Origin of the sequence: Saccharopolyspora spinosa NRRL 18395, assembly GCF_000194155.1 — a bacterium.
Taxonomy (GTDB): Bacteria; Actinomycetota; Actinomycetes; order Mycobacteriales; family Pseudonocardiaceae; genus Saccharopolyspora; species Saccharopolyspora spinosa.
The window spans coordinates 20,332-38,750 of the sequence record NZ_GL877880.1 but is presented as its reverse complement, the minus strand read 5'-3'; the positions used below and the strand labels follow the sequence as shown (position 1 = coordinate 38,750).

General features: G+C 68.5%; 18 protein-coding genes and 1 pseudogene. 10 read left to right on the top strand and 9 right to left on the bottom strand.

The window, feature by feature from the left end; translation table 11 throughout:
• The first annotated feature begins 156 nt into the window (after positions 1-156).
• From pstS to pstB, 4 genes and pseudogenes are all read left to right on the top strand, one after another.
• Positions 157-1,272 (top strand): phosphate ABC transporter substrate-binding protein PstS, encoded by a 1,116-nt coding sequence (gene pstS / locus SSPN_RS0130710; protein WP_010312610.1) that lies wholly within the window; start codon positions 157-159, stop codon positions 1,270-1,272.
• A 166-nt stretch (positions 1,273-1,438) separates the two neighbouring features.
• Positions 1,439-2,402 (top strand): annotated as a pseudogene (gene pstC / locus SSPN_RS46695) (phosphate ABC transporter permease subunit PstC).
• The gene (gene pstA, locus SSPN_RS0130700) at positions 2,399-3,313 is read left to right on the top strand and encodes a phosphate ABC transporter permease PstA (RefSeq protein ID WP_010312604.1); all 915 of its coding nucleotides are present in this window, start codon (positions 2,399-2,401) and stop codon (positions 3,311-3,313) included. Before pstC ends, pstA begins: the two are co-directional and overlap by 4 nt.
• An 11-nt stretch (positions 3,314-3,324) precedes the next feature.
• The gene (gene pstB, locus SSPN_RS0130695; RefSeq protein WP_010312602.1) at positions 3,325-4,101 is read left to right on the top strand and encodes a phosphate ABC transporter ATP-binding protein PstB; all 777 of its coding nucleotides are present in this window, start codon (positions 3,325-3,327) and stop codon (positions 4,099-4,101) included.
• A 240-nt stretch (positions 4,102-4,341) separates the two neighbouring features.
• On the opposite strand, the gene SSPN_RS0130690 is transcribed toward pstB, so the two are convergent.
• From SSPN_RS0130690 to dusB, 6 genes are all read right to left on the bottom strand, one after another.
• Positions 4,342-5,199: a helix-turn-helix domain-containing protein gene (locus SSPN_RS0130690; RefSeq protein WP_237710850.1), complete on the bottom strand. Its 858-nt coding sequence runs from the start codon at positions 5,197-5,199 to the stop codon at positions 4,342-4,344.
• A 133-nt stretch (positions 5,200-5,332) separates the two neighbouring features.
• A complete protein-coding gene (gene phoU / locus SSPN_RS0130685; RefSeq protein WP_010312598.1) occupies positions 5,333-5,980 on the bottom strand; it encodes a phosphate signaling complex protein PhoU in 648 nt (215 codons plus the stop codon).
• 96 nt (positions 5,981-6,076) lie between these two features.
• Positions 6,077-7,939 carry an LCP family protein gene (locus SSPN_RS46690; RefSeq protein ID WP_010312596.1) on the bottom strand — a complete coding sequence of 621 codons (1,863 nt, stop codon included), beginning with the start codon at positions 7,937-7,939 and terminating at the stop codon, positions 6,077-6,079.
• Positions 7,940-8,969: 1,030 nt separating this feature from the next.
• Positions 8,970-9,842 carry a GGDEF domain-containing protein gene (locus SSPN_RS0130675; RefSeq protein WP_010312594.1) on the bottom strand — a complete coding sequence of 291 codons (873 nt, stop codon included), beginning with the start codon at positions 9,840-9,842 and terminating at the stop codon, positions 8,970-8,972.
• A 297-nt stretch (positions 9,843-10,139) separates the two neighbouring features.
• Complete coding sequence (locus SSPN_RS0130670) at positions 10,140-10,604, bottom strand: hypothetical protein (RefSeq protein WP_010312593.1); 465 nt, start codon at positions 10,602-10,604, stop codon at positions 10,140-10,142.
• Positions 10,605-11,768 carry a tRNA dihydrouridine synthase DusB gene (gene dusB / locus SSPN_RS0130665; RefSeq protein ID WP_010312592.1) on the bottom strand — a complete coding sequence of 388 codons (1,164 nt, stop codon included), beginning with the start codon at positions 11,766-11,768 and terminating at the stop codon, positions 10,605-10,607.
• Positions 11,769-12,211: 443 nt separating this feature from the next.
• Between dusB and SSPN_RS0130660 the strand changes: the two genes are divergently transcribed.
• The gene (locus SSPN_RS0130660) at positions 12,212-12,427 is read left to right on the top strand and encodes a hypothetical protein (protein ID WP_010312591.1); all 216 of its coding nucleotides are present in this window, start codon (positions 12,212-12,214) and stop codon (positions 12,425-12,427) included.
• Positions 12,428-12,441: 14 nt separating this feature from the next.
• Here the strand turns inward: SSPN_RS0130660 and SSPN_RS0130655 are convergent, their stop codons facing one another.
• The 3 genes from SSPN_RS0130655 to SSPN_RS0130645 all read right to left on the bottom strand — a co-directional run bounded on the left by SSPN_RS0130655 (position 12,442) and on the right by SSPN_RS0130645 (position 14,470).
• Positions 12,442-13,137, bottom strand: a complete 696-nt coding sequence (locus tag SSPN_RS0130655; protein ID WP_010312590.1) for a YqeB family protein — start codon at positions 13,135-13,137, stop codon at positions 12,442-12,444.
• Positions 13,134-13,742 (bottom strand): TetR/AcrR family transcriptional regulator, encoded by a 609-nt coding sequence (locus tag SSPN_RS0130650; RefSeq protein ID WP_010312588.1) that lies wholly within the window; start codon positions 13,740-13,742, stop codon positions 13,134-13,136. Before SSPN_RS0130650 ends, SSPN_RS0130655 begins: the two co-directional genes overlap by 4 nt.
• Before the next feature lie 98 nt (positions 13,743-13,840).
• The gene (locus SSPN_RS0130645) at positions 13,841-14,470 is read right to left on the bottom strand and encodes a superoxide dismutase family protein (protein ID WP_010312587.1); all 630 of its coding nucleotides are present in this window, start codon (positions 14,468-14,470) and stop codon (positions 13,841-13,843) included.
• A 131-nt stretch (positions 14,471-14,601) separates the two neighbouring features.
• Here SSPN_RS0130645 and SSPN_RS0130640 point away from each other — a divergent pair, with 131 nt between their 5' ends.
• The 5 genes from SSPN_RS0130640 (at position 14,602) to SSPN_RS0130620 (ending at position 18,291) form a co-directional block, all read left to right on the top strand.
• Positions 14,602-14,967 carry a hypothetical protein gene (locus SSPN_RS0130640; protein WP_010312586.1) on the top strand — a complete coding sequence of 122 codons (366 nt, stop codon included), beginning with the start codon at positions 14,602-14,604 and terminating at the stop codon, positions 14,965-14,967.
• 157 nt (positions 14,968-15,124) lie between these two features.
• On the top strand, positions 15,125-16,009 hold the full coding sequence (locus SSPN_RS0130635) for an ATP-binding cassette domain-containing protein (protein ID WP_044576172.1): 885 nt from the start codon (positions 15,125-15,127) through the stop codon (positions 16,007-16,009).
• Entirely contained in the window at positions 16,006-16,983 is a 978-nt protein-coding gene (locus SSPN_RS0130630; RefSeq protein WP_010312582.1) for a hypothetical protein, read from the top strand. Before SSPN_RS0130635 ends, SSPN_RS0130630 begins: the two co-directional genes overlap by 4 nt.
• 52 nt (positions 16,984-17,035) lie before the next feature.
• The gene (locus tag SSPN_RS0130625) at positions 17,036-17,440 is read left to right on the top strand and encodes a GntR family transcriptional regulator (protein WP_101377153.1); all 405 of its coding nucleotides are present in this window, start codon (positions 17,036-17,038) and stop codon (positions 17,438-17,440) included.
• On the top strand, positions 17,437-18,291 hold the full coding sequence (locus SSPN_RS0130620; RefSeq protein WP_010312579.1) for an ABC transporter ATP-binding protein: 855 nt from the start codon (positions 17,437-17,439) through the stop codon (positions 18,289-18,291). The genes SSPN_RS0130625 and SSPN_RS0130620 overlap by 4 nt, the downstream gene beginning before the upstream one ends.
• Positions 18,292-18,419 lie beyond the last annotated feature (128 nt).

Sequence of the window (18,419 nt, the reverse complement as noted above, 5' to 3'; positions counted from 1 at the left end):
GTGCCTGCTTACTTAGCGTGCCTTGTTCACCTCTCGTTCACTTCGATGGCGGCGATCGTCCACTCCGACTCCTTAGCGTCCGTGTCGAGCGGCCAAAGCACGAGCCTGCGCGAGGCTCGGCCGCGCAACCGCAGGGTTTCCAACTGGAGGAACGAAGTGAAGATCAAGCGGCACAGCGCTGCATTCGCCGTTCTCGCCGCGGGCTCGCTCGTGCTCGCCGGCTGCGGCTCCGACCAGAACGCACCGCAGGGCGGCGGCAACCCCGCCCTCGGCGGTGTCCAGGTCGAATGCGGCACCAAGCCGGTTTCTGCGGAAGGCTCCTCGGCGCAGAAGAACGCGATGGACGTCTTCGCCCGGGACTACGGCCAGAAGTGCCAGGGCCAGCAGCTCAACTACACGAAGTCCGGCTCTGGCAAGGGCGTTGCCGCTTTCACCGCTGGCCAGATCGACTTCGGCGGTTCTGACTCGCCGCTGAGCGAGGAGAAGGGCGAGGTCGCCAAGGCCGCCGAGCGCTGCCAGGGCAACCCGGCCTGGAACCTGCCGATGGTCTTCGGCCCGGTCGCGATTTCCTACAACCTGCCCGGCGTCACCGACCTGACCCTCAACGCCGACGTGATCGGCAAGATCTACCAGGGCAAGATCAAGAAGTGGGACGACCCGGCTATCAAGGCGCTGAACCCGAACGCGCAGCTGCCCGCCAAGGACATCGTGCCGTTCTTCCGCTCCGACGAGTCGGGCACCACCGAGAACTTCCAGAAGTACCTGGCCACCGCCACCGGCGGCGCCTGGACCGGCAAGGGCAAGCAGTTCCAGGGCGGGCCGGGCATCGGCCAGGGCCGCGACGGCAGCGACCAGGTCGCGCAGTCGGTGAAGGCCACCGAGGGCAGCGTCACCTACGTCGAGTGGTCCTTCCCGAAGAACCTCGGCCTGGGCATCGCCAAGATCGACAGCGGCGCCGGCCCGGTCGAGCTGACCACCGCCAACGTCGGCAAGGCCATTGAGGACGCCGAGATCAAGGGCGAGGGCAACGACCTGCGCGTCAACCTCGACTCGATCTACGGCAACAAGGCCGCGGGCGTCTACCCGATCGTCCTGAACACCTACGAGATCGTCTGCTCCAAGGGCTACGACGCGGAGACCGCGAAGGCCGTCAAGGCGTTTCTGACCGTCGCCGCCAACGCCAACCCGCAGGAGCTGGAGAAGGCCGGTTACGTCCCGCTGCCGGAATCCTTCAAGGGCAAGGTCCTGACTGCCGTCAACGCCATCTCGTGAGTAAGCCGGGTCGCACCTACCCAAGGCGAGCCAAGAGTCGAACGGACGAAGTGAGAGGCTGCAAATAGCAGTGACCGACTCGACGAGAGCCGATCTGCGCCCCGCGGACACCGAACCCGGTGCCCCGCGGGGCGCTTCGGCGCCCAGTTCCGGACCGGAGGCTCCCATTTCCGCTCCCGACACCTTCGCAGGCAAGAAGGTCCGCATCGGCGACCGGGTCTTCTCCTCGGTCGCGACCGCCTCCGGCGCCTTCGTGGTCGCACTCATCGCCGCCATCGGCGTGTTCCTGCTGACTGATCCGTGCCGTCCCGGCGCTGCAGGTCAACCAGGTGAACTTCCTGTTCAGCCGGGAGTGGAACACCGCGAACCCGAGCCACCTGAGCTTCGGCATCATCGACCTGGCCTGGATCACGGTGGCCAGCTCGATCGTCGCACTGGCCATCGCGATGCCGGTGGCCTGCGGCATTGCGCTGTTCCTCACCCAGTACGCGCCGCGCACCCTGGCCCGCCCGTTCGCCTACATCGTCGACCTGCTGGCCGCCGTGCCGTCGGTGATCTACGGCCTGTGGGGCTACCTGGTGCTGGGGCCGGTGCTCAAGCCGGTCGCGGTGTGGCTGAACGAGAACCTCGGCTGGATCCCGATCTTCGCCAACGGCAACGCGCCAACCGACTCCGGCGCCAACGTCTTAACCGCCGGCATCGTGCTGGCCGTGATGATCCTGCCGACCATCACCGGGGTGAGCCGCGAAGTCTTCTCGCGCACCCCCACCACGCAGATCGAGGGCGCCCTGGCGCTCGGCGCCACGCAGTGGGAAGTGGTGCGCACGACTGTGTTCCCGTTCGGCCGCAACGGCTTCATCGGCGGTTCCATGCTCGGTCTGGGGCGCGCGCTCGGCGAAACCGTCGCGCTGACGATCATCCTGAGCATGAGCACCGCCCCGCCGAACTACAGCGTCTTCGACGCCGGTGCCACCTTCGCCTCCAAGATCGCGCTCGGTTCCGGGGAGTTCAACAACAACCTGCAGGTCGGCGCCTACATCTCGGCCGGGCTGGTGCTGTTCGTCATCACCTTCGCGGTGAACGCGATCGCCCGCTGGATCGAGAGCACCAGCGGTAAGGGGAAAGCATGAGGACCGACACCGCTGACGTGGAGCAGCTCGCCACCCCACCGGCGTTCCAGCGGATCAGCTTCGGGCGGAAGTTCAAGAACAACCTGGCCACCACGCTGTTCGCCGCGGCGTTCGTGATCGCGGTGGTCCCGCTGCTGTGGGTGCTGTGGACGCTGCTGGAGCGCGGACTCAAGCCGCTGCTCGACGTCGGCTGGTGGACGCACTCCTTCAACGGCCTGCTGCCCAACGACTTCGGCGGCGGCATCTACCACGCACTGATGGGCACCCTGCTGCAGGGACTGGTGTGCGCGGTCATCGCGGTGCCGCTGGGCATCATGGTCGGCGTCTACCTGATCGAGTACGGCCGGGAGTCCCGGTTCGCCCGGATCGCCACCTTCATGGTCGACATCCTCAGCGGGTTGCCGTCGATCGTGGCTGGTCTGTTCATCTACGCGCTGTGGATCACCACCTTCGGCTTCAGCCGCAGCGGCTTCGCGGTGGCGTTGGCGCTGATGCTGCTGATGCTGCCGGTGGTCGTGCGGGTCACCGAGACGATGCTGCTGATCGTGCCGGACGAGCTGCGCGAGGCGTCCTACGCGCTCGGGGTGCCCAAGTGGAAGACCATCGTGCGCATCGTGCTGCCGACCGCGCTGTCCGGCATCCTCACCGGCGTGATGCTCGGTCTCGCCCGCGTGCTGGGCGAGACCGCGCCGCTGCTGATCCTGGTGGGTTACTCCAGTTCCATCAGCTTCAACCTCTTCGGCGGCGAGATGGCGTCGCTGCCGCTGACGATCTACATGGAGCGCAGCACCGGAACCGTGGCCGGTGACTACCGGATGTGGGGCGCCGCGCTGACCCTCGTGCTCGTCATCATGCTGATCAACCTTGTCGCGTCGCTGCTGTCCAAGCTGTTCGCGATCAAGACCAAGTAGGGACCGAACTAATGGCCAAGCGTCTCGACATCAAGGACCTGAACCTGTTCTACGGCAAGTTCCACGCCGTGCAGGACGTGACCCTGCAGGTCCCAGCCCGAAGCGTCACCGCGTTCATCGGCCCGTCCGGTTGCGGCAAGTCGACCGTGCTGCGCTCGCTGAACCGCATGCACGAGGTCATCCCGGGCTCGCGGGTCGAGGGCAAGGTGCTGCTCGACGGCGAGGACATCTACGCCAGCGACGTGGACCCGGTGCAGGTCCGCAAGACCATCGGCATGGTCTTCCAGCGGGCCAACCCGTTCCCGACGATGTCCATCCGGGACAACGTGGTGGCCGGGCTGAAGCTGGCGGGTGAGAAGAACAAGAAGAGCCTCGACGACATCGCCGAGCGGGCGCTGCGCGGCGCGAACCTGTGGGACGAGGTCAAGGACCGGCTCGGCAAACCAGGCGGCGGGCTCTCCGGTGGTCAGCAGCAGCGCCTGTGCATCGCCCGGGCTATCGCGGTGCGCCCGGACGTGCTGCTGATGGACGAGCCGTGCTCGGCGCTGGACCCGATCTCGACGCTGGCGATCGAGGACCTGATCTCGCAGCTGAAGCAGGACTACACGATCGTCATCGTCACCCACAACATGCAGCAGGCGGCGCGGGTGAGTGACCAGACGGCGTTCTTCAACCTGCGCGCGGTCGGCGAGCCGGGCCAGCTGGTGGAGATCGACGAGACGGGCAAGATCTTCTCCAACCCGACCCAGAAGGCGACGGAGGATTACATCTCCGGCCGCTTCGGCTGATCGTTCGAAGCGTGAAGGGTACCTCTTGGTCGGCAAGAGGTACCCTTCATCGTTTCGGAAGTTGGAGGCGGTTTCCAGGCTCGTGTTGCGTGGCGGTGCGGGTGGCGAAACCTCAGCGGTCTTCTCGAACTTCAATTTCAATGGAAATCGGACCTCTGATTTCCATTGAAACTGGGTCCGACTCAGCGCACGGCGTTCTGGGCGTTGGTGGGTGTGCAGTTTCAAATTGAAATTGCGGTGTTACGCCAGGGATTCGTCGGCGATGGCCGAGATGAAGGCGCTGGAGTCCTTAGGGTTTAGGGCCTGGGTGCAGACCTGTTCGAAGGACTTGAGGTAGTCCGCCGTGTCCTCGGCCTTGTCCAGGAACCGGGAGTTCACCGAGTCGCCCAGGTGCACGACCTGCGGGTCGGCGTCGTCCGGGAACGAGAACACCGCGATCCGGTCGCCCATCAGCGGGTGCCCGCCGCTGCGGAACGGCAGCACCTGGATGGTCACGTTGCGCCGGTAGCCCAGCAGCACCAGGTGCTCCAGCTGCTGGCGCATCACCCCCGGGCCGCCGACCGCGCGCCGAAGTGCGGACTCGTCGAGCACCGCCCACAGCTCCAGCGGGTTCTCCCCTAGCAGCCGCTGCTGACGCGTTGAGATCACCGCCAGCCGCTCCTGCAGCTCGTCCGGGTCGTAGACCTGCGCGCCCGCGGTCAACAGCGCCCGGCTGTACTCGGCGGTCTGCAGCAGCTCCGGCAGCGGATCCGCGCCGTAGCAGCTCACCGCCTTCGCCGAGGTCTCCAGGCCGAGGTAGGTCTGCAGGCCGGGCCGCTGGGCGGTGCTCGGGTACTGCTGCCACCAGCCGCGCTGCTTGGAATCCTGCGCGAGGTCCACCAGTGCCGAGAGCTGGTCGCTGGTGGCGCCGTAGAACTCGGCCATCAATCGCACGTCGGAGGTGCGCACCGGCACCCGGCCGAGTTCGATCTGGCTGATCTTGCCTTGGGAGCAGTCCAGGTGGGCGGCGACTTCGCGATGCGTGCGGCCCGCGGATTCGCGCAGCCGCCGCAACTCGCTGCCCAGTCGCCGTCGATGCACGGTAGGACTCTTACGCACCGCACACCCCGCCGGACGCGGTTCGGAACCTTCTCACCCGAACGAGGATCGCACACGATGATCGCAACATCGAGTACTGAGACCGAGTATTAATACTTCGCCGGTCGAACCGCCCGTCACCTGCGAAAACGGCTCAGCCGGTCGGCATCTTTCCGGTCACGATGAACACGACCCGGCGGGCCACCGAGACCGCGTGGTCGGCGAACCGCTCGTAGAACCGGCCAAGCAGCGTCACGTCCACCGCGGCCGCCACCCCGTACGACCACTCCGGGCTCATCAGCACGGTGAACAGGTGCCGGTGCAGGTCGTCCATCTCGTCGTCGTCCTCTTCGAGCCCGCGCGCGGCCTCGACGTCCTGCGTGCGGATCACGATGCCAGCCCGCCCGGCCAGCTTGACGGCGACCCGGCCCATCTCGGCGAAGTACGGCTGCACGTCCTGCGGCAGCACCGCGTTCGGGTGGCGGCGGCGCGCGGTCTTGGCCACGTGCAGCGCCAGGTCGCCCATCCGCTCCAGGTCCTCGGCGGCGTGGATGGTGGAGATCACCGTGCGCAGGTCGCCGGCCACCGGCGCCTGCAGGGCCAGCAGCCCGAAGGCGTGCTCCTCGGCCCGGGCGCGCGCCTCGTCGACCTGGACGTCGTCCTCGATGACCTGCTCTGCGAGCTCTAGGTCGGTCTCCAGGAGAGCCTTCGTGGCGCGCTCCATAGCTGTGCCGACCATGGTCGACATCGAAGCGAGTTCATCGGCGAGCTCGCCGAGCTGTTCCTGGTAGACCTCACGCATGCCGTCCAGGGTACTTCGAGCCGGAATCGGACAGAATGACCCTTGGTGAATCAAGGGTGAACGGCCCCTTATGAAACTTGTTCGGCTGCCCCACGGTCAGCCGCAGATGTCGGTTCCCGCGTTCACCGTGGACAGACCGTCCGGGACGGCAGGCGGCTGGTTCGGGTCCGCAGGCTGCTGCCGAACGTCGTTCACCGTCGCCGCGGCACCCCCGCCGCTGGGCGTGGTGAGGGCTGCGGGTCCGCCGCTGCCCGACATGATCGGGGCGTCGTCGAGGATCGCCTGGAACAGCGCCTTGGTGTCGGCGTCCCGCAGGATCTCCATGCCGTTCTGGTCGGCGTAGCCGGTGGTCGGCACGGTGATGAAGGTGACGCGGCTGGCGTCCAGGCCCTGCATCTGCTGGCCCAGGTCCATCAGCCGGTCCACGCCGATGTTCTCGCCGAAGGTGTTCGCGCTGACCGCGTTGACGAAGTCGCCCAGCTTGCCCGGGTCGAGCAGCACCTGACTGGACATCGCCTTGCGCAGCAGCGCCGAGAGGAACAGCTGCTGGCGCTGCATCCGGCCGTAGTCCGAGGTGGGGTCGCCCTTGACGTGCCGGGCGCGCACGTAGTTCAGCGCCTGCTCGCCGGTGAGGGTCTGCCGACCCGCCTGGGGCAGCACGGTGCCGAGGGTGGCGTCGACGATCGGCTTCTCGGTGCAGATCTCGACGCCCTGCACCGCGTCCACCATCGACTTGAAGCCCTGGAAGTCGATGCCCAGGAAGCTGTTCACGCGCAACCCGGAGATCTGCTGGACGACCTTCGTCGTGCACAGCGGGCCGCCGACGGCGTAGGCCGAGTTCAGCCGCACGTCCTTGCGCGCCGGAACCTGCTCGCCCGTGTACTTGCCGGTGGTCGAGTCCCAGCGCTCGCAGGCGGGCATGTCGACCTTGAGGTCGCGCGGGAACGACACCAGGACCACGCGGCTGCGGTCGGCCGGGATGTGCGCGATGATCGTGGTGTCCGCGCGGGCCCCGGGCTCGTCCTGCTCGCTGCCGACGCCGTCGTCCGCGCTGGCCCCGGCCCGGGTGTCCGAGCCGACCAGCAGGAAGTTCTGGTCACCGGTCTGCTTGGCGATGTCCTTGATGGAGTCCGAGTTCGGATCCAGCGCCTGGACGGACGGCGGGCCCCAGATCGTGGTCGCGCCCCAGGCGATGCCGAGGGTCAGGAACACGGTCAGCGACGCAGCCATCGCCACGGCCATCACGATCAGGTTCGTGCGGCGCTTGCGCTGCTTCTTCTTCCACTCCATCCGGGACTGGCCGTCCCGGCCCTCGACGAAGTCGAACGGGATGTCGGTGCCGAGCTCCGGCTCCCGGCGCTTGCCCAGCAGCCAGGCGTACTTCTTGCGCCGGGCCGCCTCCTCGGCGGCAATCTCGTCGTGCACGGCGGAGAACCGCGCCAGGGTGGCGTCGATCTCCTTGATGTCGTTCTTGCGCTCCTCGACGTCGACCTCGGCGTCTTCGGCGCCGTCCTCGAACTCGTCGAACTCGTCGAACTCGTCGTAGGCGTCGGCGGAGACCGCGGGCGCGACGATGGCGGTCTCTTCGGCGTCCGCGACCGGCGGAGCCACCGGCTTGGCCAAGGTGGTCTTCTCGTCGCCGGCGGGATTGCGCTTGGGCCGCGCCACCATCGCCGTCTGCTCGGCCTGCTTCGGCCGCGCGACCATCGCCGTCTGCTCGGCCTTCGGCGGCTCGGCGGGGACGGCCGGGTGCTGGGTGGTGGCTTCCAGGTCCTGGTCGACGGCCGGTGGCACCGGGCGCGCCACTGGCGGTCGCGGCGGCTTCGCCGGGGCGGGCTCGCCGGTCAGCGCCTGCGTGATCCTGGTCGGCTCGGCAGCGGGCGGTTCAGCGCCGTTGCGCACGGGCAGCTCGCCCGGGACGCCGTTGCGGGGCGGCTGGGCGGGAGCGCCGTTGCGCATCGGCGGCTCAGCCGGAGCGCCGTTGCGTACGGGCGGTTCCGCTGGAGCGCCGTTGCGTACGGGCGGTTCACAGCCGGAGCGCCGTTGCGCGCGGGCGGCTCGGTGGGGGCGCCGTTGCGCGCGGCGGTGCCACCGGCGAAGGCTGCGGCGGCACCGCCGGGATTCGGTCGAGCGCGGCCAGCGGGGGTGTCGGCGGGCAGTGCAGGCCCGTTGGGGCGAGCGGGGCGGCGGCCCTGCCGCGGCCCGCCGTTCGGCGCTTGAGCGGAGGGAGGGCCCGCCACAGGCGGCGCCCAGCCCGGCGGCGTAGCCGGCGGGGTGCTTGGGTGATTCGGTGGTGCGGAGCGAGAGCGGCGCGGAGCGCCCTCCGGCGCGGTCCAGCCCGGCGGCGAAGCCAGCGGCTCGGGGCGGGTGGCCGGGCTGGCGGGGTGCTTGGGCGGTTCGGCGGCGCGGCGGGGCGGGGTTTCGACGCCTGCGGCGGCTGGGGCCGGAGAGGCTTGCGACGCCTGCGGCGGCTGCGGTGCTGGAGAGGCTTGCGGGGGCTGGGGGGGCTGCGGGGCCTGCGGTGGTTCCGGTTCGGCGGCGCGTCGGCGGCTGGTGCCGCGGCTCGGGGCCTTGCCGTGCTTGGAGAGCAGGTCTATGACGCGGGTGCCGCCGGTGCCGTCGTCGCCCAACGCGCGCCGACGCCGACCGGTCGATGCGGTGGTGCCGCTGTCGGCGGCGTCCTCGTCTGGGCGGGAACGCCGGTGCCCGAATTCACCATGCCGGGGGTCTTGCGGCACGCGTTTTCCCTCCCACCTGCGAAAGCCAACGGTCTACAAGAAGCCGACGCGTTCGATACCCCCCGACGTGTATCGGTCGGCGCCTCCGAGATAGTACGGCCGATCGCCCGAATTGACGATAGTGGGCGACAATTTCTTCACAATCAGTGCACGATCCTACCCGATGTCTCGTCCAATACGACCATCTGTGCTAAGCCGGATGACCGGCATAAACGAACTTAAATACACCCAGTGCTCCTAGGTGATCGCGATCAGTAACCGGCGACCCTCCGCGGGATAGTGTCGCGCCGCCCGGCCGCAATTCCGGCCAATCGGACTTCGGACCCCGATCGGTACGCGACCGCGTTGCGCCCCGACTGCTTCGCGGCGTAGAGCAGCGCATCCGCGCTGATCAACTGCTGCTCGGCCGAAACCGGCGCGGAATCGGCCGTGGTGTGCTCATGCGCGACCCCGGCGCTGATCGTCACCAGCAGCCCCGGTGCCATCTGCGCCCACGGGAACCGCTCCACCCGGGAGCGGGCCGTCTCGCACACCGCAACCGCGGCCGCTGGCTTGATGTTCGGCAGGACCAGGACGAACTCCTCCCCGCCGTAGCGGGCGCAGAACGCGCCGGTCGGCAGCGCCTCCTGCAGCAGGTCGACGACGCGCTGTAGCACCCGATCGCCGAGCAGGTGCCCGTAGGTGTCGTTGACCTGCTTGAACCAGTCCAGGTCGACCAGCGCCACGGCCAGCCCGTCGTTCGTCCCGGCGTGCTCGGCCAGCAGGTCGGCCAGTCGTTCGTCGAGGTAGCGGCGGTTGTAGCTGGCGGTCAGCGTGTCCCGCAGGCTTTGCTCGCGGGCCTCGGCGTGTTCGCGGCGCAGCCGGTTGACCTCGTGCCGCAACTGCTCCGGCACTCGCGGGGTGTCCGTTGTGGACATCAGGTTCAAGGCCGACCGCAGGTGGTGGTACGCCTGCCGCCACTGGCCCTGCGACGCCAGCAGGCTCGCGATCGACTCGTGCAGCTCCGCCATCCCGGTCCCGTTGGCCAGGTCCTGGCGGGTGCGGCGGCCAGGAGGCAGCACGGTTGGCGGGTCGTCGTCACGAAGTGGCTCCGGCCCGGCGAAACCGTTGCGCAGTCCGGTCATCGCACTCACCTCCCGTCCGTGGTGTCGTCGGGTGGGACGGATCGCTTGAGCTGGTCTGACTCGCGCGCCGCCCTAATTCGCTCAACCGGCTGACCCTGGCCTGGCCTGAAATTGACGAGCGCCGCTCGAATCTTCAGCTGCCTAGGATGTGTACCGGGCGGAGGGGCGGGTGTGGAAGCGAAACGGATCGGACCCACCCGCACGGACGAGCAAACCAGGGTGTGTTCCGCATCACTGCATGACAACTTCATCGGTTCCCCCGCGCTTCGCGTTACGAGCCTTTGATCGCGCAACCAATTATCTGGCCGGGCAAGGCGCGAACCCGTGCATTCGACCGTCCAGCAGCACCAGATGTAGCGAACCGATCTGATGTCCTGTGATGCTGTCCGCCATTCGGGTGGTCACCTCCACTCCGATGGCCCATATATCGCCGCGCGGTCGGATGCCGTCCGGGGCGAATTCCGGATCCGGCCGCAGCGTCGACGATGCCGGATCGATTTCGACGGTCGTCTCCCCGAGTTCGCAGTTCTGGCCGAGGAAATCGGGATGTTGCGTGCGGCGGAAGAACTCCTGTTGCGCCTGAGGTCCTTGTGCAGCAGCGATGTTGTTGTCCGCGAAGTACTGCCTGGACAGTCGCAGCGGTTCGGATTCGGTTGCCTGCGCGGCACATCCGGCAGCGAACAGCACCGTCGACACGCCGACGAGGACGGCCCAGCGGTGGCGAATTCGGCCCGTCGCAGCGGATTGCGGTCCCGCGGCCACTCAGCCGCCGCTGCTGTCGATCTCCGCGCCGGCGGGCACCGTGACGTCGTCCGGGTCGTCCAGCCAGCCCTCCGGCAGCACGACCCGACCGGCCGAGCCCTGGCGTCCGCGCGGGCCCTCGCCGTCCGCCGGGAACGGCACGTCGGGGTCGAGCTGGGCCAGCAGGTCGTCGAGCTGGGCCAGGCTGGACACCAGGCCGAACTGGTGGCGCAGGTCGGAGCCGGCGGGGAAGCCGCGCAGGTACTGCGCCATGTGCTTGCGCAGGTCGCGCAGCCCCTTCTCCTCGCCCATGTGGTCGGCCAGCAGCTCGGCGTGCCGCCGCAGCACCGCGGCGACCTCGCCCAGCGCCGGACCGGCCGGGATGGGCTCACCGGCGAAGGCGGCCTGCAGGTCGCGGAACAGCCACGGACGGCCGAGGCAGCCGCGGCCGACGACGACGCCGTCGCAGCCCGTCTCGGCCATCATCCGCAGTGCGTCGTCGGCGCTGAAGATGTCGCCGTTGCCGAGCACCGGGATGGTGCGGACGTGCTCCTTGAGCCGGGCGATGGCGGACCAGTCCGCGGTACCCGAGTAGCGCTGGGCGGCGGTGCGGCCGTGCAGCGCGACCGCGGCGGCGCCGTTCTCCTCGGCGAGGCGGCCCGCGTCGAGGTAGGTGATGTGGTCGTCGTCGATGCCGATGCGGAACTTCACCGTGACCGGGATGCCCGCCGGCTCGGCGGCGCGGACGGCGGCCGAGACGATGTCGGCGAACAGCCGCCGCTTGTACGGCAGCGCGGAGCCACCGCCCTTGCGGGTCACCTTGGGGACGGGGCAGCCGAAGTTCATGTCGACGTGGTCGGCGAGGTTCTCGTCGACGATCATTTGCACGGCTTTGCCCATAGTCACGGGGTCGACGCCGTAGAGCTGCATCGAGCGCGGGTGCTCGTCCGCGTCGAAGGTGATCATCTCCAGCGTCTTCGGGTGCCGCTCGACCAGGGCCCGGCTGGTGATCATCTCGCAGACGTACAACCCGGCGCCGTACTCCCGGCAGAGCCGCCGGAAGGCGACGTTGGTGATCCCGGCCATCGGCGCGAGCACCACCGGCGGATCGACGGCGTAGGGACCGATCTTCAGGGCGGGCCCGGCCTCGGGGGCCGCGGCGGGAGGCGAATCGAGCGCGGTCATCGCCGCCCATTGTCCCCGACGCCGGGTTCCGATCTGCCGTGACCTGCGTAGCGGGCACGATCCGGGTGCCGAAGAACTGTGACCCCCATCGCATACGATCATCGTCGGCCGCTCGACCGCTCGGCTGCTCGCCCTGCGGCGAACAGGGGCGAGTTCAATTTTGATGGCACCGGTGAACAGAACTGAGTCCGGCGGCACTGGCGGAGCGACGGCTACCCCGCGTCGCAGACTTTCTCGCTGCGGTGCTCCGGACGGCGTATAGGCGTGGTTGGTGTCCGGGTGCCAGACTGTCGTCGTCCGAGATCGTCTGTCCCTGACTCGGTGGCCGGAAACGGGGGTCGGCTGGCCGTGGAGGTGCAGGCGTTCCTTCTTCTACGTGGCGAAGGAGGGCGCGTGTCACATGCTGCGGGCGTTTCTCCTCGTCCTTCGAGGGAGAACGCGCCATGTCACCACTCATCCAAGCGCTTCTCAGCGCTCCGCTACCCATCGCGACAGTGGCCCTGCTGCTCCGGTATGGGCCGTCGGCGCTGGTTTTCCTGCTCGCCGGGGTCGTCGCGGTGCTGATTCCGGGGAAGCGAGGCGAACGGGCTCTCGCGGTCCTCCGGTTGTTGCGGGCTGCCACGCCGCGGCGGGGCGTTGGGGGCTCGTCCCGCGTGTGATCGCGATCGCCCAGTCAGCCGGTGGGCGGGATTCGGCGGTATTGCTGGGTTCCGTCCCTGTCCCGGAGGACCACCCCGATGGATTGGAGCCGGTCGGCCAGGTCCGCAGCCGCACCTGGTTGTTTGTCCTGCAGCGCTCGGGCTCTGGTTCGCAGCAGTTGGTTGGCTTCTTCGTCGAGGTTCGGGTGGCTGTCCGTCCAGCGCTGGAACTCCGGCTCGCGGGGGTCGCCGAAGCCCGTCCACGGGTAGCCGTAGCTTTCGAACGCCGCTTGCAGTTCCCTTTTCGAGAGGTCGGATGCCTTGTTCCGGGTGATCTGCTTAGTTTCCCCGTCGAGGAGGACGAGTTCCTTGCCGTCCAGGAACACCGCCGCGATCGAATCGCGCGGCGCGTAGCGGTCGGCCCCGTCCTGGCGCAGCCCGATGCCCCCGGTGCCGACCGTCAGCACCAGGCTTTCCTGCCGCGCGGTGGCCGCCAGCCAAACACCCGCCAGAAGGCCGACGACGGTGAGCGCGGGCACCGCCCAGACCGTTGGCAGGGCAGCTGCCACCCGCAGCGGGCCGGGGGCGTCGCCCACGGCGTCGAGGATCCACTGCACCAGCGGCTTGGCCAGGAATCCCAGGCCGAAGCCCGCTGCGCCGCCGCCGATCCCCAGCAGCCACAGGATGACGTTGGGCATGCGGAGGGTCACGGACGTTTCGGTGGTTGTCATGCGGGTTTTCCAGCGGGGTCGCACGGTCGGGAGAGGAACCTTGTGATGAGCCGGCGCAGCATCGGACGCGGATCCCGGTCGGGGTCGGCGCTGAGGAAGGCGCCGTCGATGACGACCTGGATCCACTCCGCTGTTTCGCGTGGGTCCAGTGCCGGGTCGATGGCTCCGGTGCGAATGCCGCGCTCGACCAGCGTCGCGAATCCCTCGTGCAGGATCGCGGTGTTCTCGGCGATCACCCGCATCAAGTCGGGATCCTTGCCCGCTTGCCGCAGGACCTCGACGAGGATTCCCGGGGCGATCGGGTCCATCGCCTCGACCGCCAGCTCGTCCACCATCGCCAGAATCGATGCCACCGGGTCTTCGCCGGCGGTGCAGCGCTGCACCAGCTCGCGGGACATCGGCAGGTCGCGCTCGAAGACTGAGCGGAACAGCGCTCGCTTGTCGGTGAAGTAGTAGAAAACGCTGCCCGAGCTGAGGCCCGCGGCTTTCGCGATCTCCGCCGCGGAGGTGTTCTCGAAGCCGCGTTCCGCGAACAGCTTCGCGGCCGCTTGCGTGATCGCCTCGCGTCGCGCTGCTGACCGTTCCGGGTCGGCCTTTCGTGCCATGACGATCAGCCTAGCAAATTAATTGACTGGTCAGTTAAAAAATCGGGAGCACGAAGGGCGTCCCCGGCCCGTGCGGTCGGAGGCGCCCTTCGGCTTGGTCAGAACGTGGCGTTGGTGCAGGCGAGGCGGTCACCCGCCGTGCCCGCCTTGCCGGGCTCGGTGTGCGTGTGGCTCGCATGGATCACGAAGGACTTCGCGTCCTGCCGGGAGTCGAACGACCAGGTGCCCTCGGCGGTGGCCATGCCGTTGCCCGCGGCGTCGGTGTGGAAGTCCAGCCACACCTCGTTCTGCGGGTTCGCGTAGGCCGGGTCGACCGACGGCTTGACCGGGTCGGCCTTCTCCTGGAAGTGCGGGCCCGCGTCGTCGCCCTTGGGGCCGCAGGGCTTGGTGTGCACGTGGGCGCCGTAGTCGCGGTTCGGCTGCAGGCCCTCGACCTTGACGGTGATCTTGGTGTGGCCGTTGGCACGCTCCGAGGATAGGTCGATGTGAGCCCCGGGCGGCACCTGCGCGGGGTCGTAGGTGATCGCCGTGGCACCCTCCTTGTAGGGCTCGAAGGTCGCCGACGTCTGCTTGGCTGCGGCGTGCTGGCCGTGCTCCTGGGAAGCCGGCGGCTGCGGGCTCTGCTGGCCGGGGGCTGGGGCCTGGCCACCACCACAACCGGCGAGCAGAGCTGCGGCCGTGCACAGGCCGAACATCGAACCGGTCAGTCGGGTGCGCTGGTGAAGCATGGTTATCTGTCCTTCGTGAACGACTGTCTGTTTCGGCGCTGATTCTGCCCGGTTTCGACGATTCGTCGAAACCGGCGTTCGGCGGTGGCTCGCGCGGCACGGCGAATTCCTGGAACCTCGCCGGCTACGACGTGGCCGGCAATCCGGCCGACGTGGCCGGCAATCCGGCCGAGTCGGTCGGCTCCGCAAACGTGCAGCACACCGGCCTCGTCCCGCACGACGGGGACGACTTGGACATCGCCGACGACGAGGCCATCCAGTTCCAGGTCGAGGAACACCGGGGTGTGAACTGGGAGGCGGCTGCCCTGCGGGACGGCGTGCGTCCGAAGGACATCAAGGGCATCCGTTCCCTGGAGTTCCACGTTGTGCCCTCGGGCGGCCGTGCCCGTGCCCGTGCAGCAGGCATCACCATCCCCGATGACGTCGTATCGGCGAGCTGGAAATCTGCCAGCCCAAAGTTCTTCACCCTGGGTGCAGACGGGCACGGCTCTTGTTGACCACGTAGGCGAGCCATGCCCGTTGGTGCATCCTGCCCGTGCGCCGTCGGGCGGTGCGGTGCCTCGGATTTCCAGGGGCGGGAGCCCTCCTGGGCTGGACTTCTACCGCAAAACACTATATAACTAGTGAAACATTCTGCATTCGATGGGAGGCCTGATGCCGTCCACTGATCCGCCGGGGCACGTCGCGGTCAACGCACGTGAGCTCGGCAAGCGGTACCGGCGGGGCTGGGCACTGCGGCACTGTTCGGTGCAGCTGCCCGGGGCGCGGATGGTTGCGCTGGTGGGGCACAACGGTGCGGGCAAGAGCACCCTGATGGGGCTGCTGGCCGGGCTGCTCGCGCCCAGCGAAGGTGCGGTAGAGGTGTTGGGGCAGCGTCCGACCGGTGCAGGTGTCCCAGTAGGCGTCTCATATTTGGCGCAGGGGAAGCCTCTTTATCCGGGCCTGACGGTCGCCGAGACGCTGCGGTTGGGGGCGCGGACGAACCCCCGCTGGGACCAGGGCTACGCGGAGCGGCTCGTGCGCGAGGCCGCAGTGCCGCTGGAGGCCAAGATCCGGCACCTCTCTGGTGGTCAGCGCACCAGGGTTGCGCTCGCCCTGGTACTCGGGAAGCGCCCCGGCCTGCTCATGCTCGACGAACCCCTCGCAGACCTGGATCCGGTGGCCAGGCAGGCGACGTTGCGCACGCTGCGCGAAGAGTCCCGGCAGAACGGCATCACGGTCCTGCTGTCCTCCCACGTCTTGGGCGAACTGGACGAGGTCTGCGATCACCTGCTGCTGCTCGGGCGCGGCAAGGTCCGGGTGGCCGGCGATATCGGCGCTCTCAAGGCGGGACACCGGATCTTGCGCGGGCCGGTGCATGCAACCGTTCCGGTGCGCGCGGAGGACGTCATCGACGACGTCGCACTTCCGCAGGGCCGGGCTGTGGTCGCCAGGCACCGCGAACCCGTGCGGGCGCCGGGGTGGCACGAGCAGGAACCGCAGCTCAAAGACATCGCGCTTGCATACATGCGCAGGGATGACATGGAGGTAGAGGTATGACCTGGCTGGCATGGCGACAGCACCGCGTGCAGGTGTTGCTGATGGCAGCGGTGTTGCTGCTAGGCGCGGTCGCGGTATTTGTGCTGCACACGAGCATGTCGCAGCAGATCCAGGAACAGGGCCTGCAGCGGTGCCTCGCGATGGGAGTCCGCGGTGCGGGCTGCGCGACCGAGGCGAGTGATTTCCGCGACGAGTGGTTTGACCTGCTCAAAGCCGGCCAACTCGTGATCGTGGTCCTCCCGGTGCTGCTGGGTGTGTTCAGCGCTGCGCCGCTGTTCGCCCGCGAGATCGAGCACGGCACCCACGTGCTCGCGTTCACGCAGTCGGTCAGCCGGGTCCGCTGGATGGCGGTCAAGCTGGTGATGCTTCTGGTGCCCTCGTTGGTCGTACTGGTGGTCCTGCAGCTGCTGGTGAGTTCCTGGGTCGCGGATGCCGGGCTGATGGGGCCCCTGGTTAACGGCCCGTTCGCGTTCCTGAACTTCGAGAGCACGGGCTGGATTCCGACCGCACACCTGCTTCTCAGCTACGCGGCGGGCGCCCTGCTGGGGGCGGTAGTGGGGCGGTCGCTGCCGGCGATGATCAGCACCCTGGCCGGGCTGGTGGCGGTGCGCGGGGTCGTCGCAGTGGTGGGACCGTCGCTGGTGCCGTCGCAGCTGCGGACCTCGGACGACCCGATGAATGCTCCCGCGTCCGGTTTGGACGAAGTTGTCCAGGTGGGTTACCTGGGTGCCGACGGGCGGGCAATACCGGAAGGCGGCTTCGATCCCGCGGTGTGCGGTGTGCGGGGCGGCGGTTCAGGCTCGACCTCCGACCTGGCTCAGTGCTATGCGCAACACGGGGTGATCGGCAAATACGCTGAAGTCGTTCCGGCCTCGTACGCCCCGATGCTGCAGCTGATCGAGTTCGGCGTTCTTGGTGCGGTCGCGGTCCTGCTACTCGCAGGAACCGCGTGGACGCTCCGCAGGCAGCATTGATAACGCTGCGTAGCTTGCGACTTCGGTGATGGCGGCCCTTATGCTGGGCGGTATGATCGAGTTCCGGATCGACCGTCGCTCCGGGGTCTCCACGTACATGCAGATCGTCCAGCAGGTCACGCAGGCCATGCGGTTGGGGCTGCTGGGGCCCGGTGACCGGTTGCCCACCGCGCGCGAGGTGGTGGAGGCCACGGCGGTCAATCCGAACACGGTGTTGAAGGCGTATCGCGAGTTGGAGCGGGACGGCCTGGTGGAGGCTCGGCGCGGAGTGGGTACTTTCGTGACTCGCTCGCTGGCCAGCGACCGCACTTCGGTCGAGGCCCCGATGCGGCGCGACCTGGCGGACTGGATGAGCCGCGCGAGGAGCGGCGGGCTCACGGTCGAAGAGGTCGATGCGCTCTTCGTTGCCGTCCGTGACGAGCACTTCCCGACCGGAGGACTGGAACGCCAATCATGAGCGCCCTGAGCACCATCGGTTTGTCCAAGCGCTACGGAGACCGTCGGGGGATCGAGGACTGCACGGTCAAGCTCCCCGAAGGCAAGGTGGTCGCGCTGGTCGGTGCCAACGGTGCGGGCAAGAGCACGTTCTTGGCGTTGGCGGCGGGCCTGGTTGAGCCGTCGTCGGGTGCCGTGCGCGTGTTCGGCGACAAGGTGCGCGGCCGCATCCACCCTGACGCGGCCTACCTGTCGCAGCGTCGCCCGTTGTACGGCACCTTCACGGTCGCGGAGATGGTCCGCGCGGCGGCGAAGATGAACCGCCGCTGGTCGCAGGAGCGCGTCGAGGAGGCGCTGGCCGCATTCGGCGGGCTGGACGTCGGCACCCGGGTCGACTCGCTGTCCCCGGGCATGCGCTCCAAGCTCGCACTGGCGCTGTGCCTGGGGCGGTTGCCGCGGTTGCTGATGCTGGACGAACCGCTCGCGGACCTCGATCCGCTGGCCCGGGACGAGACCATCAGGCTGGTGATGGCCGACGTCGCGGACCGCGGGATGACCGTGGTGATCTCCTCGCACCTGCTCGGCGAATTGCGCGAGGTGTGCGACCACCTCCTGCTGCTGCAGGGCGGAGGCGTGGAACTGGACGGCGACGTCGACGAACTTCTCGAGGAGCACCGCGACCTGGTGGGGCCCGCCGATGCGGGGCCCCCGGAGGCCGGGACGGTCGTGCATGTGAGGAAATCCGGTCGGCAGCAGCGGTTGCTGGTGCGCGACCCCGGGGCGCTCGCCCCGGGATGGGAGTCGCAACAGCTCGACCTGGAATCGCTCGTGACCGGATACCTGCGCGCCGATCGCGTGCGCGCGGGAGCCTGATTACCACTCGCCAACCCCGCTGATCCCCGTCGACAAACCGGCGGTTAGCGGGGTTTTGCTGTTTTCCGGCATCCGGCGGCAGCTTCGCACGTGTGTTGCCGCGTCGCCCCGCGCGGGAGCCCTTCCGC